This window comes from Streptomyces sp. NPDC091282, from assembly GCF_044757385.1.
GTDB lineage: Bacteria > Actinomycetota > Actinomycetes > Streptomycetales > Streptomycetaceae > Streptomyces > Streptomyces gramineus.
In genome coordinates, this window is record NZ_JBIVUX010000004.1 from 216,306 (window position 1) to 230,204 (window position 13,899).

General features: G+C 68.6%; 17 protein-coding genes and 2 pseudogenes. 6 read left to right on the plus strand and 13 right to left on the minus strand.

Going from position 1 to position 13,899, the window contains the following annotated elements:
- The first annotated feature begins 62 nt into the window (after positions 1 to 62).
- Positions 63 to 506 (plus strand): hypothetical protein, encoded by a 444-nt coding sequence (locus ACIQOE_RS19945; RefSeq protein ID WP_401412703.1) that lies wholly within the window; start codon positions 63 to 65, stop codon positions 504 to 506.
- 76 nt (positions 507 to 582) lie between these two features.
- On the opposite strand, the gene ACIQOE_RS19950 is transcribed toward ACIQOE_RS19945, so the two are convergent.
- From ACIQOE_RS19950 to ACIQOE_RS19995, 10 genes are all read right to left on the minus strand, one after another.
- Complete coding sequence (locus tag ACIQOE_RS19950; RefSeq protein WP_401412705.1) at positions 583 to 1,884, minus strand: tyrosine-type recombinase/integrase; 1,302 nt, start codon at positions 1,882 to 1,884, stop codon at positions 583 to 585.
- Positions 1,884 to 2,066, minus strand: a complete 183-nt coding sequence (locus tag ACIQOE_RS19955) for a helix-turn-helix domain-containing protein (RefSeq protein WP_401412707.1) — start codon at positions 2,064 to 2,066, stop codon at positions 1,884 to 1,886. Before ACIQOE_RS19955 ends, ACIQOE_RS19950 begins: the two co-directional genes overlap by 1 nt.
- The gene (locus tag ACIQOE_RS19960; RefSeq protein WP_401413389.1) at positions 2,059 to 3,342 is read right to left on the minus strand and encodes a replication initiator; all 1,284 of its coding nucleotides are present in this window, start codon (positions 3,340 to 3,342) and stop codon (positions 2,059 to 2,061) included. Before ACIQOE_RS19960 ends, ACIQOE_RS19955 begins: the two co-directional genes overlap by 8 nt.
- 160 nt (positions 3,343 to 3,502) lie before the next feature.
- Positions 3,503 to 3,751 (minus strand): SpdD protein, encoded by a 249-nt coding sequence (locus ACIQOE_RS19965; RefSeq protein ID WP_401413391.1) that lies wholly within the window; start codon positions 3,749 to 3,751, stop codon positions 3,503 to 3,505.
- Positions 3,752 to 3,776: 25 nt separating this feature from the next.
- A complete protein-coding gene (locus ACIQOE_RS19970) occupies positions 3,777 to 3,971 on the minus strand; it encodes a hypothetical protein (RefSeq protein ID WP_401412709.1) in 195 nt (64 codons plus the stop codon).
- A gap of 16 nt (positions 3,972 to 3,987) precedes the next feature.
- On the minus strand, positions 3,988 to 4,179 hold the full coding sequence (locus tag ACIQOE_RS19975) for a mobile element transfer protein (protein ID WP_123975881.1): 192 nt from the start codon (positions 4,177 to 4,179) through the stop codon (positions 3,988 to 3,990).
- A 17-nt stretch (positions 4,180 to 4,196) separates the two neighbouring features.
- The gene (locus ACIQOE_RS19980; protein WP_401412711.1) at positions 4,197 to 4,811 is read right to left on the minus strand and encodes a DUF2637 domain-containing protein; all 615 of its coding nucleotides are present in this window, start codon (positions 4,809 to 4,811) and stop codon (positions 4,197 to 4,199) included.
- Between the two features lie 67 nt (positions 4,812 to 4,878).
- On the minus strand, positions 4,879 to 6,258 hold the full coding sequence (locus ACIQOE_RS19985) for an FtsK/SpoIIIE domain-containing protein (RefSeq protein ID WP_401412713.1): 1,380 nt from the start codon (positions 6,256 to 6,258) through the stop codon (positions 4,879 to 4,881).
- Positions 6,258 to 6,614, minus strand: coding sequence for a hypothetical protein (locus ACIQOE_RS19990; protein WP_401412716.1), 357 nt, complete (start codon positions 6,612 to 6,614; stop codon positions 6,258 to 6,260). Before ACIQOE_RS19990 ends, ACIQOE_RS19985 begins: the two co-directional genes overlap by 1 nt.
- A 170-nt stretch (positions 6,615 to 6,784) precedes the next feature.
- A complete protein-coding gene (locus ACIQOE_RS19995) occupies positions 6,785 to 7,573 on the minus strand; it encodes a GntR family transcriptional regulator (RefSeq protein ID WP_401412718.1) in 789 nt (262 codons plus the stop codon).
- A gap of 110 nt (positions 7,574 to 7,683) precedes the next feature.
- Between ACIQOE_RS19995 and ACIQOE_RS20000 the strand changes: the two genes are divergently transcribed.
- The 5 genes from ACIQOE_RS20000 to ACIQOE_RS20020 all read left to right on the plus strand — a co-directional run bounded on the left by ACIQOE_RS20000 (position 7,684) and on the right by ACIQOE_RS20020 (position 10,363).
- Positions 7,684 to 8,091, plus strand: a complete 408-nt coding sequence (locus ACIQOE_RS20000; RefSeq protein WP_401413393.1) for an NUDIX hydrolase — start codon at positions 7,684 to 7,686, stop codon at positions 8,089 to 8,091.
- 46 nt (positions 8,092 to 8,137) lie between these two features.
- Positions 8,138 to 8,563, plus strand: coding sequence for an ATP-binding protein (locus ACIQOE_RS20005; RefSeq protein ID WP_401412720.1), 426 nt, complete (start codon positions 8,138 to 8,140; stop codon positions 8,561 to 8,563).
- A complete protein-coding gene (locus tag ACIQOE_RS20010) occupies positions 8,557 to 8,943 on the plus strand; it encodes a hypothetical protein (RefSeq protein ID WP_401412722.1) in 387 nt (128 codons plus the stop codon). The genes ACIQOE_RS20005 and ACIQOE_RS20010 overlap by 7 nt, the downstream gene beginning before the upstream one ends.
- 510 nt (positions 8,944 to 9,453) lie before the next feature.
- Positions 9,454 to 9,870, plus strand: coding sequence for a hypothetical protein (locus ACIQOE_RS20015; RefSeq protein WP_401412724.1), 417 nt, complete (start codon positions 9,454 to 9,456; stop codon positions 9,868 to 9,870).
- A 13-nt stretch (positions 9,871 to 9,883) separates the two neighbouring features.
- Complete coding sequence (locus ACIQOE_RS20020) at positions 9,884 to 10,363, plus strand: hypothetical protein (RefSeq protein WP_401412726.1); 480 nt, start codon at positions 9,884 to 9,886, stop codon at positions 10,361 to 10,363.
- Between the two features lie 102 nt (positions 10,364 to 10,465).
- Here the strand turns inward: ACIQOE_RS20020 and ACIQOE_RS20025 are convergent.
- From ACIQOE_RS20025 to ACIQOE_RS20035, 3 genes and pseudogenes are all read right to left on the minus strand, one after another.
- Positions 10,466 to 11,799 (minus strand): annotated as a pseudogene (locus ACIQOE_RS20025) (tyrosine-type recombinase/integrase).
- Entirely contained in the window at positions 11,796 to 11,984 is a 189-nt protein-coding gene (locus ACIQOE_RS20030; protein ID WP_401412728.1) for a helix-turn-helix domain-containing protein, read from the minus strand. The pseudogene ACIQOE_RS20025 and the gene ACIQOE_RS20030 overlap by 4 nt, the downstream one beginning before the upstream one ends.
- Before the next feature lie 36 nt (positions 11,985 to 12,020).
- Positions 12,021 to 13,567 (minus strand): annotated as a pseudogene (locus tag ACIQOE_RS20035) (replication initiator).
- Between the last annotated feature and the right edge of the window lie 332 nt (positions 13,568 to 13,899).

Genomic DNA, 13,899 nt, shown 5'->3' on the forward strand with positions numbered 1-13,899 from the left:
AGACTTGGGCCCCCGAGAGCTCGGGGGCCCAAGTCTGAACTGCAAGATTGGATGAGTCACACATGCCGGAGCGAGGCTTCCAAGCCGGTGATCACTTGCTGTTGGAGTGCGCGCCTGCAGATGCTGAAGTTTCCAAGGTCGCGGGGCGCTATGTCTTCATCGAATGGCCTTGGCGGGAAGTGGACACGGAATCTCGGCTTCGTTGGAGCGGGCAGGTTGCATTCCCTCGAAGTCCCGATAGCTTCGAATGGCTCAATACGCCTTGGCGAATTGAGCCCGATGTGGAGATGCTAGAAGAGGGGGATGCCTGCATGGTGGGTATTTCGCCGACTCGCGTGATTGTCCGCGCGGTACACCAGTTTGATCCGGCTAAGGATTTGGGTTGGCTTCCTCGTCCGAGCGTGGGTCTTTCGGTTGTTCCAATGGGCGACTTTGAGGGTGACGATGAGGCGGGTTACATGATCTACCTTGATGGAGCAGAGCCGATCATTGTCCAGCAAATCTGAGCTCCGCCGGATTTCTTTGTGGCGGGGCCGTCGGCCATGCGAGGGGTGACCCTGACGGCAGTAGTTGACGGCAACGTCAGCGGACGGGTGCTGCACGAGGCGGCGGGTCGTCTTTGTCGTCACTCTCGGCCCGGTCGCCGAGTGCGTGTCCGAGGAGGTCGATGGCCTGGCGTTGGAGGCGGAGGCGGACGTGTGCGTACACGGTGGCGGTGACGCCGATGTGGGCGTGGCCCAACAGTTCCTTGATGACGACGAGTTCGACGCCTTGCTCCAAGAGGAGGGTTGCCGTTGAGTGGCGGAGGTCGTGAAACCGGATCGGCCGCAGGTCAGTGTCGCGGAGCAGTGCATTGAACTGCTTGGTGAGGGTGGCGGGTTCGATCAGGTGTCCGTCGGGTCGTGTGAAGACGTGGCCGGTGTCATGCCAGTCGGAGCCCGTCTCCTCCTTCTCCTCTGCCTGGTGCTCACGGTGACCGCGGAGTGAGGTGACGCAGGAGGCCGGGAGTGCGATGCGTCGTTCGGAACTGATGGTCTTGGTGGGGAGGGTTGCCAGGCCGCGACTGTTGGTGCGTTGGAGGGTGCGGCGGATGGTGGCGGTGCCGCCGTCGAGGTCGAGGTCTTCCCAACGGAGGCCGAGGAGTTCGCCCTTGCGTAGGCCGGTGCGCAGGGCGAGTTCGAAGAGTGTGGCGTGCCGGTGGCTCTGGGCGGCGGCGAGAAAGTGCCGGGCCTCGTCGGCGGTGAGGGGGTTGAAGCGGCGGGGGCGTGGGACTCCGGTGCGGACGTTGCGGGCGACGTTGCGGGGGATCTCCTCTTCGCGGACGGCGTGTTCCAGGGCGGATTTGAGTACGGAGTGGATGTAGGCGAGTGTGAGTGGGGAGAGGTGCTTGCGGCAGCACTGGCCGAGCGCGCAGCAGCGTGGGCGGCGGCCGGTCTGGGCGTCGGGTTTGCGGCGGGCGTCGATGCCGCGTGCGCAGCACTGGCAGACGGTTCGTAGTCCGTTGAGCCAGGTGCGGACGTCCTTGGCGGTGAGCTTGGCGAGCTTCTTCCGGCCGAGGCCGGGAATGAGGTAGTGCTCGACGACGGCGGTGTAGTGGGTGTGGGTGGTCTCGCGGAGGTGGTGGACGGCGACGTTGTTCAGCCAGTAGGTCAGGTAGGCGGCCACGCTGTCTTGGGCGGTGATGACGGGGACGCCGCGGTTGCTGGCGGCGATCTTCTCGGTCAGCTTTGCCAGGGCCTCTTTGCGGGTGGCGGCGTAGACGCGGATGCGCTTTTGGGTGTTGCCGGGGGCGAGGATATATCCGGCGGCTTCCCAGCGTCCGTCCTTGCGCTGGTAGATGGTCCCCTCGCCGTTGGCGCGAGTCCTCTTGCGCGGTATGGGCATCAGGCGGCTTCTTCCAGGTGATGGCGGATGTATGTGTCGAGGGCGGAGGCAGGGATGCGGCGGGCACGGCCGATCGTGAGGGAATGCAGTCGGCGGGTACGGATCAGGTCGTAGACCGTGGAGCGGCCCAGCTTCAGCCGTCGCATGACCTCTGGGACCGTCAGCAGCTCGTCGTCAGGCACGAGTGGGTTCTCCTTCCGTTCCGGGGGCTGGTTCGAGGGATGCGGCAAGCCAGGTCTCGGCGGCGCTCAAGCCAGTGCCGGCGAAGACCCAGTGCGCGAGGACGTACGTCGTGTCCGGCCGAGCGCTGGCAACTGTCGCCGCCTGTGTACGACGCCATTCGGCGCGGGCGTCGCGGAGGGCGCCGAGGGTGGTGGAGTAGCGGCGGGATTTGGTGGAGAAGTGGCCGCGGAAGCCGAGCATGTGGGCCCATGCGCGTAGGCGGAGGTGTTCGAGGTCTTTGCGGGCGCCGAGGGTCCAGGCGGTTCGGATGAGGCGGCGGGCGTGGTCGCTGATGTCGAGTTGGGCGAGTTCGGCGGCGAACTTCAGTGGCCGGTCGAGAGCTCCCGTGGCGGTCTCGGCGCCCTTGGTGGCGTACTTGGCGATGTAGGCGGCGACGGCACGTTCGGTGAGTTCCTGGCCGTCGTTGAAGTCGGCGGATCGGATGGTGCGGACGTCGAGTTGGCGGCCGAAGGTGAAGGTGTGGGTGCGGTCGTCGAGGGTCGGGCCGTCGACGCGGACCTTGGCGGTGGCCGTTTGGATGGCGTCGGTGAGGAGTTCGGCGGTGGCCCAGGGCGGGGGTGGGGTGTCGCCGCCGTTCGGGCCGTCGAGGCGGATGACGGCGTGGAAGTGGACGGCGCCGCGCTTCTGGTATTCGGCGACCTTGGCGAAAGAGACGCGGGCATGGTCGCGTAGGCGGCGCTGCGAGAGGCCAGCGCGCTTGGCGACCTCCCGGCGGAGGTAGATCGAGAAGCGCCGCCAGAGGGCACCCGCGTGGGCGTTCCAGAGCACGGCCGCTTCGTAGTCGTAGGTGTCGGGGTCGAGCGGGGTGCCGAGGGCGTCGTCGTCCTGGTCGTGGTGGGTGCCGCAGCGGCAGGGGCGGTTGTCGGTGCGGCGGTTGTGGACGGGGCCGAAGCCGGGGGCGGTGAAGGTGGCGAAGACGCGGGGGTGGGTGGCGACGTGTTCGGGGGTGCCCTTGCCGCCGCGGAGTCCGGTGGTGATCAGGTGGAAGGTGTCGCGGCGGTAGACCTCGGCGCAGGCCGCGCAGCGGGTGGTGCGGCGGTTGTTGCAGCGGACGAGGAGTTGGCCGGCGGGTAGGTCGGTGGAGTCGAGGTGCTGGAGGATGCGGCCGATCTCGCCGGTTGTGGTGTCGACGTCGTATTCGGTGCGGTGGCCGTTGAGGCGGATGGGGTTGGTGCAGCCGCCGAGGCCGGAGAGTTGGCGGAGGATACCGGGCAGGGTGCCGCCGGAGGCGAGGTTGGTGAGTTCGCGGAGCGGGGGCGGGGTGGTGCGGGTGAAGATGGCTGGCTCCTTCTGGCTGGCTCGGTCAGGGGGTGACGGGCCCCGGGGCGGCTGGATGCTTGGCGGTGTCGTGGCCGCCCCAGGGGTCGGGCACGGTTCAGCGCCGGTTGTGTTCGCGCAGCAGGGAGCGCAGGACCACGGCGGCGATGGCCACGGAGATGGCCGACACGGCGACGGCGGCCAGGAGCGCGGTGAGGACCACACCGCCCGTGAGCACGGCGACGACGGCGCCGGTGCTGACGGAGACGGCCGGAAGCGCGGAACGCCGGGCGGGGGCCGGGTCGGTCGGGGTGTGGGTGTGTGCGGGCGGCGGGGTGGGGCTGTCGGGGTACTTGGGCAGGAGCACGGCGAGCTTCTCCTTATCTACTCGTCTAGGCATGTGAGCCGTTTATGACGGTCACGCGGCTACGCGTGCCGGACTCGATGGCAGGGGCCAGGAAGGTGTGGGAGAGCCAGAAGCCGAAGAGGGCGACCAGGACGACGATCCAGGTGCGGACGCCGAGGTACTTGATGGCCGCCCAGGCGAAGAAGCCGAGGACGACGACGAGCGGCAGGTTGAGGGTCACGGGATACGGGGTCCTTTCAGCGGACGGGGCAGCGGTGGGTACGGGCGGCGAGTTCGGCGGCGGCACGGCTGTCGTAGTCGGCGGAGAAACCACAGCGCGGGGCCGTGCAGGCGGCGGTGTGCTTCTCGCGGCCCCGGTCGTCGTAGGCGGTGCCGACCTGGACGGGGCCGATGCGGGTGACGTTGCGGAAGCGGCGGTTGGCGGTCACGGGTCCTGGTTCTCCTTTCAGAGCTGGGCGGCGATGGCTTCGGCCATGGGGGCCGGGACGCCGAGGCGGGCGCGGAGGGTCGGGGTGTCGATGGGCTTGCCGGTGCGGGTGTGGTGCTCGGTGGCGACCTTGCGGGCGTGCGCGACGAGGGCGGCCGGGACCGGGACGGTTGGGGGTACGGGTGGCTGTTCTTCGGCCTGCGTCTCGGGGGTCGGTTCGGGCTCTTGCTCCCGGTCGTCGTCGGCGGTCTCTACGACGGCGGGTGCCTTTGGCGCTGTGTGGGCGAGGAGGGTGCCGCCGAGGAAGGCGACGGCGGGCCATCCGGCGACGAGGATGCGGAGCCAGGCGGGGACGTTGCCGAGGTCGAGGAGGCCGGCGGTGGCGATGTTCGCGCCGAGGGAGGCGCCGAGGGCGATGACGAACCAGCACCAGGCGGCGGCTTTGGTGACGCCGGTGCGCAGTCGACGCCAGGCGGCGACGAGGAGCAGGTCGACGGAGACGGGGTAGGCCCAGACTTTCCATCCGTCCTGTCCGGCAGCTGAGGCGACGTCGTGGAGGTGGGCGAAGGACAGGGCGGCGGCGATGAGCGCCTGGACGAGCACCGCGTCGACGCGGGCCAGCTGGGCGCGCATGATGCGGCTCCTTCCGGTTTTGGGCATGGAGGGGTAGGGACACGGCGCGAAGAGGCCGGGTGGTGGGTCAGTCGGTGAGGGGATGCGGCTGTACGACCGGACTCGGCGTGGTGTGCGGTCGTACGGGGACGTCGGGCCGGAAGGGCTTGAGGGCGGGGACGTCGGGGACCAGGTCTGCTGTGTCCTGGCAGATGGCGGCAGCGTCGGCGAGGGAGAGGAAGGGGGTGCGGATGCGGGACCAGCCGCCGGAAGGGTCGCCCGCGACGGCGAGGCCGGGTGTCTCGGGGGCGATGGAGCAGGCGGCGTAGACGGCTTCGGGGGCGATGTCGCCGAGGGCCATCTTGGCGGAGGCTTCGTCGTTGACGCGGTGGCAGACGCGGCCGGTGAGCTGGGCGCGGAGCATGGTGGCGCCCTTGCCGAGTTCGGCGCCGAAGCGCTGGCCGCAGACTTCGAGGTAGATGCCGGCGGCGCGGATGAGCTGGGCGAGGCGGATGAGCTGGGTGACCATCTCGTCGCGGCGGTCTTCGTCCTTGCGGGTGGCGGTGAGGAAGAGTTCGGCCACCTCATCGATGAACAGGACGACGGGCGTGGGGCGTCGGTTGTCGGGCAGGCCCCAGATGTCTGAGGTGATCTCTTCGTCGGGGGTGTCCGGGGCGATGCCCTGGCGGGCCTTGATCAGGTCGTATCGGTCCTCCATTTCCTTGACCAGCACGGGCAGCAGTTCGGCGGCTTCGTCGGGGTCGGTGGCGAGGGCGGAGAGGCGGGCGGCGAAGGGCGCCAGTTCGACGCCCCGCTTGCAGTCGATGCCGACGAGCGCGACGCCCTCTTGCCGGGCGAGTCCGGAGATGAGGTGGCGCAGGTACATGGACTTGCCGGACAGGGTTGCGCCGAGGGTGAGTTGGTGGGGAACGGTGCGGTAGTCGCGGACGAAGGGCATGGCGTCCTCGCGCAGCGCGACCGGGACCTTGAGGACGCCGCCGCCGGTCTTGCGGGGCATCCGGACACGGCGTAGGACGTCGTAGCCGACGAGCCGCAGTTCCACGACGCCCGGTTTGACGGTGGTGACATAGACGGCGTGGACGCCCCAGGCGTGCCGCAGGCGTTCGGCCGAGGCGGCGACGTCGGCGGGTTCCTGCCCGGGAGCGAGCCGGAGGCGGAGCCGTAACCCGGTCGAGGTGGGGCGCAGGATGCCCCGGCGGGGCGGGACCGGCCGGATCTCCCGCCGAGTGGTGGCCTTGACGGCGAGGACCCTGAGCCGGGAGGGCGCCACGGTCAGACCGCAGGCCTCCATGACGGAGCCGTACGAGCTGAGCAAGCGGACCGTGGACATCGGACCGCCAACCGCGGACCAGTAGACCGCCGGGCGCTTGGCCCGGGTGTAGGCTGCCCCGCCACCGAGTGCGGCGAGGGGGCCACCCACCTCCAGGAGTGTCGTCAGGTCGGACATCAGGCGGCAGCCCCGGCGCTGGCCGGGAAGGCGGACGGGGTGACGGCGGCGGCGCGGTAGGCGATGCCGTGACGCTGCTGGCCGTTGAACACGGACTCCCACGGCCGGGCGATGAGCCCCGGCAGCGAGACGGGCGAGCCGAGGACAAGCCCTTCGGAGACACCGCCCTCGGGAACGGTGACCTTGATCAGAGCGGACTCCCCGTCCTCGATGTAGACGACGCCGATGGTCATCAGCGCCTCACCGCTCACCGCGTCCTTGGCGATCTCGCCGGTCTGGCGGTCGCGGACCTTCGGCTCGGGGGCCTCGGTCAGCAGGATCGTGGCGGCGGTGGTCTCCACACGGATGGTGCGCACGAAACACTTCCTATCTACTCGTCTATACATGTAGTGATCTGTGAATCCGATCTCCCGGGCTCACGACGATCACCCTGCCACACAACTTGCCCACTCGTCTATACGAGTAAGCGTGTTGGGGTGTACGAGTTGAGGAAGCGTCCCCCGCGCACCACCGCAAACCACGACGATCAGGTCGCCGGGAGCTGGTACGACAGCACGTAGGCGTCCGCCGCCATGACCGTGTCGCACACCTCCACTGCCCGCCCCTCGGTGTCGAAGGCGGTCCGGATCAGGTGGATCACGGGCACGCCGGCGGCGAGGTGGAGCGTCTTGACCTCGGAGGGCGAGGGCATCCGCGCACGGATCTCTTCCTCGAAGTGGTCGAGGCGGTGGCCCAGCTCTTCGAGGCGGGCGTAGATGCCGCCGGGGCCGGGGTTGGGTTCAGCGATCTGGGTGCCGCGGGCGATGTCGAGGGGGAGGTAGGAGGTGGCGAACTCCACGGGCCGCCCGTCCAGCAGGTACCGGCGACGCCGGGCGAGTACCCGCCGTACGGAGCCGAGCCGGGTGGAGACGTCCTGGCTGGCCTTTTCTTCCTTGACCTCAAGGCTGTCGACCTGTGGGTGGCTGCCGGCCGCGTCGGCTTCCACGATGAACGCGGACTTGCCCTGCTCGCGGTGGCGGCGGGCGAAGCGGTCGGAGGCGAGGCGCCGCACGGGCGGCCGGGGGCGGACGAAGACGCCCTTGCCGTGTTCGGCGTGGACCAGGCCCTCGCCGGTGAGGATGGAGAAGGAGTTGCGGACGGTCATCCGGGAGACCCCGTAGTGCTCGACCAGCTCCGCCTCGGAGGGCAGTTTCTCGCCCTCGCCAAATCGCCCACGGTCGATGGCCTCGCGCAGCTGGTCGGCGATCTGCCTAAAGACCGCACGATCGCTCGTGGGGTCGAGATCGCCGAGGAGGCCCGAAGAAAGAGGGGTCACTGTGTGTACTCCTTTAGGTATCTAGACGAGTGGGCGAGTGAAGTTGCTACGGTGGAGAGCCTAGCCATCCGGGAGGGCCGAGGAACGTGAGCACAGAACGCCCGCACTCCGTGAGCGTCGCCGGGGTCGTCGTCGACGCCCAGGGCCGTGCCCTCCTGATCCAGCGCCGTGACAACGGCAAGTGGGAGCCGCCGGGCGGTGTCCTCGAACGCGAGGAGACCATCCCCGAGGCCCTGCAACGCGAAGTCCTCGAAGAAACCGGCATCAAGATCGCTCTTCCGGCGACCCTGACCGGCGTCTACAAGAACATGACGGGCCTGATCGTCTCCCTGGTCTTCCGCTGCGAGGCCGCCGACGGCACGCCCACCACCGGCGACGAAACCCGCGCCCTGCGCTGGGCCACCCGCAAAGAAGTCTCCGAGCTTGCCGACGAGGCATACGCAATCCGCGTCACCGACGCACTCGACGCAATGACCCCGCCGGCCGTCCGCGCCCACGACGGCGTGAAACTCGTCTAGCCCGAACCCGCTACACATGGCGGCCTACCAGTACGAAGGAACTTGTATGCACGAGTATACGAGTCGAGTCCGAGTCTGGGGCCTGACTTGCCCAGGATATCCCGAAGAGGTAAGCCGGGCCCGCCGCTGGACGCGAGACATCCTGCGCGGATCGCCCCTGGCGGACGACGCGGCCCTGATCGTGAGCGAGCTGAGCACGAACGCGCTCCTGCACACGAGCAGCGGCGAGGAACACGGCAGCTTCCACCTCGCCCTGGCGGTGGCACCACAGGTCATCGCACTGTCGGTCACGGACAACGGAGGAGGCGGCGCCCCGAAGGTCGAGCACCAGGACCAGGACACCGAGCACGGCCGGGGCCTGGGCATGGTCAGCGCCCTCGCACACAGGGTCGTCGTCCAGGGCGCCGGCGGCGGCTACACGGTCACCGCGGAACTCTTCGTGAACGCCCAACGGGGAGGCCACCCGTGCTGATGGACAAGCCCCGGCGGGGCTTCTGGTGCGAGTGCTGGACCGAGGACCTCACCGACGGGATGCAGTGGCCGGCACTCCGGGCATCCTTCGACGCCTACTCCGCACCCCAGGCAGACAGATGGGTCGCCATCGCACTGCGCATCATCTCACCGGCACTCGACCCAGATGCCTCGGACGAGGTCTGGGCCTGGCTCCACGACGGCCGCGCCGAAACACGACGAGCCCTCCTGCGCTTAGAACCCTGCACCGTGTCCGTCACCCAGGCCACCACGCGCATCACATGGACGATCCGGCCAGTGGTCTTCCTGCCGCTGGCTCACCGCCAAGACGCCGAACTCCCAGCCTGCGCATACACCTTCACGCCCCACAGCCCCGAGTGAGTTACAACTTTCTCTACTGGTTCAAGGCGGCTCGCTCCGCTCCCCGCGCGCGGCCCGGCCCCCGGCCGGGCCTGCGCTCCTGTCTCCGCCCCGCTCCAGCCCGGCCGGCGCCCGGGCCACGCTCACAGCAATCAGACGCTTGATGCCAGAGAAGGGGTACGTCGTGGCTGGGGCGGGCGGCGGAGCGATTTTAGCCAGCCACTTTGGCGCGAGCCTCGAAGATCATGGCCCCAACGTCGTGCTTTACCGGGCAGGTCCACAGACTGCCCGACGCGCCGGAAGCTTACGGGGCCATGATCACTCGCGCCAAAGCAGCTCCAGGCCAAAATCGCTCAGCCGCCCGCCGTTGTCGTCTGCCGCCTGTCCGTTACGCGGTCTAAACCACTGACGGCAACGCTGACGGCAATAAGGGCGGACATCAGCGCACTCCAACGGACCTCGGCGGACGGTCAGTTCCGCGCCGACCTGCAAAAACTCAGGTAGGGAGCGGCCCGCTTTCACACGTACTATGTGCTGGCGGGCGGCACGCCGATCTTGGTGCACAACACCGGCGCGGCCTGCCCCACGGGCTACGATCCAGAGTTCCCAACGATCAAGCTGAGCAACTATCGCGGGAGGTTCAATGCGGCTCTCAATAAGGCCGGCCTCAAGCGGTTGCCCGACGATTGGGATGCCCACCACGCGATCCCCCAAGAGTACCGAGACGACCCGCAATTTGAAGGCTTCGACTTCGATGCTCCGTCTAATATGCGAGGGATACCAGGGAGCAGGATGCAGTCGCGGGGAGCGAATGTCCATCAGGAGATCACTAATCAATGGAAATGGTTTGGTGATATGAATCCAAATGCATCCCGGGCTGAGATTGAAGACTTCGCCGCTCAAATAGATAGGGGATATGGTGCCTATTACTGGGGAGAGCCTAAGTAGGTGGGTTGATGTGATGTGCGAACTCATCCCTAGGTTCACGCAGGGCTTCGAGAGTCAGTTTGGCTACCCTCCAGGGGAGAACGTACTGGTCAGATCGACATCCGAGACTGCGAGCGAAGAGAAGGCGTCGCTGGTGTCAGCCGGGATCTCGGGAGATCTGCTCAGCTTCTACGGGCAGGTTGAGCGGCTGTCTCTTCCGGACCTGGACAGCGGTTTCTTCATTCATTCCATCGTCGACGTGGTCAATGGCGAGCAGCCAACGATTCTTGCTGGAGACGTTAACGATTCGATCGTTGTCTTTGGCTCTGATGGAGGGGGTGGTCTGCTTGCCCTCGGTGCCGCCCAGGGGAATGTCTATATGCTCAGCGGCGGATCTCTAGTCGGAGATACTTATGAAACTGGAAGACATGGGGTGAAGATTGTCTCTTGTGACCTCTGGGATTTCCTGGAGAGCCTGCGAGAAGAATTGACGAACGCGATTACGCCTCGTTGATGGCGCGAGGTCAGGCCTAATTGAGTTAAAGAGCGAGGGCCCGACCGGAAGGCTATCCGGTCGGGCCTTTGTGCTGCTTGACGGCAGTAGTTGACGGCAACGTCAGCGGACGGGTGCTCCACAAAGTGGTGGTTCGTCGCCGTCGTCGGGCCGGATGGTCGGCTGAGCCGGGGCGCGGAGGACGTGGCTGAGGAGGTCGATGGCGTCGCGCTGGAGGCAGAGTCGGACGTGTGCGTAGACCGTCGCGGTCCCCCCGATGTGGGCGTGTCCCAGTAGCTCCTTGATGACGACGAGTTCGACGCCTTGCTCCAGGAGTAGGGTCGCGGTCGAGTGGCGGAGATCGTGAAACCGGATCGGCCGCAGGTGCGCCTCGCGGAGCAGAGCGTTGAAGTGCCGGGTGAGCGTGGCAGGCTCGATGGGGTGGCCATCGGGCCGTGTGAAGACGTGGCCGCTGCCCTGCCACTCCGAGCCCGCCCGGTCTCGCTCCCCGGCCTGCCGCTGGCAGTGTGCGCGCAGCGCGGTGACACAGGAGGACGGCAGGACGGTGCGGCGCTCGGAGCTGATGGTCTTGGTGGGGAGGGTGGCCAGCCCCCTGGTGTTGGTGCGCTGGAGAGTGCGGCGGATGCTGGCGGTGCCGCCGTCGAGGTCGAGGTCTTCCCAGCGCAGGCCCAGGAGTTCGCCCTTGCGCAGGCCGGTGCGCAGGGCGAGCTCGAACAGCGCGGCGAGCCGGTGTCCCTGGGCGGCGGCGAGGAACTGCCGGGCCTCGCCGGCGGGTGAGGGGGTTGAAGCGGCGGGGGCGGGGTGTTCCGGTGCGGACGTTTCGGGCGACGTTGCGCGGGATCTCTTCTTCGCGGACGGCGTGCTCCAGGGCGGATTTGAGCACGGAGTGGAGGTAGGAGAGCGTGAGCGGTGAGAGGCGTTTGCGGCAGCACTGGCCGACCGCGCAGCAGCGCGGTCGGCGGCTGACCTGAGCGTTGGGGTCGCGTCCGGCGTCGATGCCGCGTGCGCAGCACTAGCACACGGTCCGCAGCTCGTTGAGCCAGGTTCGTACGTCCTTCGCGGTGAGCTTGCCGAGGTTCTTCCGACCCAGGCCCGGTATGAGGTACCGGTGCACGACGGCGGTGTAGCGGGTGTGGGTGGTCTCGCGGAGCTGGTGGACGGCGACGTTCTCCAGCCAGTACGTCAGGTACGCCGCGAGGCTGCCCTGGGCGGTGACGATGGGGACGCCGCGGTTGCTGGCCGCGATCTTCTCGGTGAGCTTCGCCAACGCATCCGTGCGGGTTCTGCCGTAGACGCGGATGCGCTTGCGGGTGTTGCCGGGGGGCGAGGACGTATCCAGCGGCTTCCCAGCGGCGGTCTTTTCGCTGGTAGATGGTTCCGTCGCCGTTGGCGCGGGTGCGGCGGGAGGCGGGGGTGTCGCGGGGTGCGGTCGTCATGCGGCTTCCTGGTCGAGGCGGGTGTGGATGAAGTCGGTGAGGGCGTGGGTGGGGATGCGGCGGGCGCGGCCGAGGGTGAGGGAGGGGAGTTGGCGGGTGCGGATGAGGTCGTAGACGGCGGTGCGGCCGAGTTGGAGGCGTTCCATGACCTGGGGGACGGTGAGGAGTTCGGTGCCGGTGGTCACGCGAGTGCCCCCGTCCGGGCAGCACGGGGCAGCCGATCAGTGGAGTGACCGGCCGGGTGACCGGCGCGGTCGCGGGAGCGCTTCGAGTGGCGGGTTCGGGTCGGTTGTTCGGGTCGGGTCTGCCGTTTTTGCGGCCAGGAGGTCGGCGAGGTGTTCGAGTTCGGGCAGGAGGCCGGTTCCGGCGTACTGCCAGTGGGAGATGACCAGCGTTGTGTCCGAGTCCCCGCGCTGACCGACGATGTTGCGGTGACCGGCGTCCAGGTCGGTGGAGTGTCCGGCGCGGTCACCGACCGGACCGCTGCTCGTCTGGACGGTCTGCGTCTCAGCTGGTGCTGGTGCTGGTGCTGGGGCTGGGGCTGGGGCTGGGGTCTGGGTGTCGGGTCGGCGGGTTCGCCAGGCGGTGCGTTCGGCTCGGAGGTGGGCGAGGGTCGTGGAGTAGCGGTGGGTGTGGGTGGAGAAGTGGCCTCGGAAGCCGAGCATGTGGGCCCATTGCCGCAGGCGGAGGTGGGCGTGCTGGGGGCGGGTGGCGAGGTGCCAGGCGGTGTGGATCATGCGACGGGCGTGGTCGGTGATGTCGTACTGGGCGAGTTCGGCGAGGAGGCGGAGGCGGCGGTCGAGGTGCCGGTGGTGGTCTCGGCGCCCTTGGTGGCGTACTTGGCGATGTAGGCAGCGACATGCCTGTCGGTGACCGGGCCGCCGCCGGTGAAGTCAGTGCCGTGGATCGCGCGGACGTCGATCTGCCGCCCGAACCGGAACACCAACGGCTCTGCCCGATGTGAATCTTGGGGCTGGGACGCGGGGATGTGCCCGGTGGGCTGCGGTTGCCTCGGCGGCTGGCCTTCGTGGTGGACGCGGGTGCGTGCGGCGGTGGCGCGGACGGCGTGGTCGAGGAGCTGGGTGGTGGCCGAGGCCGGTGGGGTGCTGGCGGGGCCGGTGGGTCCGTCGAGGCGGATGACGGCGTGGAAATGGACCTGGCCCCGTTTCTGGTACTCGGCGACCTTGGCATAGGACAGCGTGGCGTGGTGGCGCATGGCCCGCTGCGTCACCCCAGCCGCCTTCGCGATCTCCCGCCGCAGGTGGGTGGTGAAGCGTGCCCACAGGGCCGGGGCGTGCGCGTTCCACAGGACCGCGCCGGTGTAGTCGCAGCGGTCGGGGTCGAGCGGGGTGCCGAGAAGCGGGTCGTCGTCGGGGTGGGTGTGGCCGCAGTTGCAGCGGCCGGTGTCGGCTTGGTTGTGGACGGGTCCGAAGCCGGGTGCGGTGAGGGTGGCGAAGACGCGGGGGTGTGTGGCGACGCTGGTGGGGACGGTCTTGCCGCCGCGCAGTCCGGCGGCGATGAGCTGGTAGGTGTCGTAGCGGTAAACGGTGGAGCAGGCAGGGCAGCGGGTGGCGCGGCGGTTGCCGCAACGCACCAGCAGTTCGCCCGCCGGGAGCCGGCCGGAGTCGAAGTGGTCGAGAATCTCGCCGGTCGCGGTGTCCAGGTGGGTGCGGTGCCCAGTCAGGCAGATCGGGTGCACACAGCCGCCGAGTCCGGCTATCTGCCGTGCTAGGGGTGCGAGGTGGCCGGTGGCGGCGAGCTTCGCCAGCTTGGCGGTGAGCCTGGCGCGGCGCTCCAGCGCCGACCGCCCTCCCGCTGCTGCGGCGGTGATGTCCGCCGGGCGGGGTGGCGCTGCAAAAGCCGACGACGAGGGACGCGAGGCGGCTGGAACGGTCGTGGGGTACGGGAGTTGGAGCTGTGCGGGCATACGGGAAGGGGCCTTTCGGCGGGAGTGCGGAAGCGGTGTGGCGCGGCGCGGCGTGGGCAGGCCGAAGTGATCGGCTCACAGGGGAACGGGGGCGCCTGGCAGTTGGGCGCGGGGGCCGGACCAGTGGGGGCTTGGTCGGCGGGTGCGGTGGTGATCACCGGCGGGTGCGTGAC

What these genes read in the sequence shown, in the direction of transcription:
- ACIQOE_RS19985 (WP_401412713.1), bottom strand. Translation starts at nt 6,258, where the DNA reads ATGTCCGACCTGACGACACTCCTGGAGGTGGGTGGCCCCCTCGCCGCA.
- ACIQOE_RS20005 (WP_401412720.1), top strand. Translation starts at nt 8,138, where the DNA reads ATGCACGAGTATACGAGTCGAGTCCGAGTCTGGGGCCTGACTTGCCCA.
- ACIQOE_RS20020 (WP_401412726.1), top strand. Translation starts at nt 9,884, where the DNA reads ATGTGCGAACTCATCCCTAGGTTCACGCAGGGCTTCGAGAGTCAGTTT.
- ACIQOE_RS19980 (WP_401412711.1), bottom strand. Translation starts at nt 4,811, where the DNA reads ATGCGCGCCCAGCTGGCCCGCGTCGACGCGGTGCTCGTCCAGGCGCTC.
- ACIQOE_RS19950 (WP_401412705.1), bottom strand. Translation starts at nt 1,884, where the DNA reads ATGCCCATACCGCGCAAGAGGACTCGCGCCAACGGCGAGGGGACCATC.
- ACIQOE_RS19945 (WP_401412703.1), top strand. Translation starts at nt 63, where the DNA reads ATGCCGGAGCGAGGCTTCCAAGCCGGTGATCACTTGCTGTTGGAGTGC.